The sequence below is a fragment of the Streptomyces sp. SID13726 genome, from assembly GCF_010548375.1.
In the GTDB taxonomy this organism is placed as follows: Bacteria; Actinomycetota; Actinomycetes; order Streptomycetales; family Streptomycetaceae; genus Streptomyces.
This window is the reverse complement of record NZ_JAAGLY010000316.1, coordinates 1-487: the sequence shown is the minus strand read 5'-3', so window position 1 is coordinate 487 and position 487 is coordinate 1. Positions and strand designations below refer to the sequence as shown.

The window sequence follows — 487 nt, the reverse complement described above, 5'->3', positions numbered from 1 at the left end:
GGGGAGGCGGAGGACATGGACGGTGTCGGGCGGTTCGGCTGGGTCACCGACCCGGAGGGCAACCGGATCGAGCTGTGGGAGCCCGCGTAGGCCTGTGAGGCCCCGGATGCCCGGCGCGGTGGGCGGGCGCATGCTGGTGGGAGGGGGCGCCGGGGGGCTGTGGACGGGACGTGTTCATGGGCGTGGGCAAGGCGGGAGCCGGGGCCTCTGGCCGACGGCTGTTCTCGGGCCGGGACAGGGCGGTCATCGCCGCCGCCTCGCTGTCGATGCTCCTCGTCCAGATGGACTGGTTCGCCCTCAACCTGATGCTTCCCGTCATCGCCCGGGACTTCTCCACACCCACCACGAACCTGCAGTGGCTGGTCAGCGGCTACATGCTGACGCTCGGCGCACTGATGATCACGGGCGGCAGGGCGGCCGACGTCCACGGGCGGCGCACCGTCATCGTGTGGGGCCTGGTCGGCTTCGCCGTGGTGTCCGTCGTGTG

General features: G+C 71.9%; 1 protein-coding gene and 1 pseudogene. Both read left to right on the top strand.

The genetic code is table 11. The features are described from left to right. Positions 1–90, top strand: a pseudogene (locus tag G3I78_RS53355) (VOC family protein); the annotation flags it as partial. 86 nt (positions 91–176) lie between these two features. Further along, a partial coding sequence (locus G3I78_RS47825) for an MFS transporter (protein WP_164436884.1) occupies positions 177–487 on the top strand: 311 nt, incomplete at its 3' end.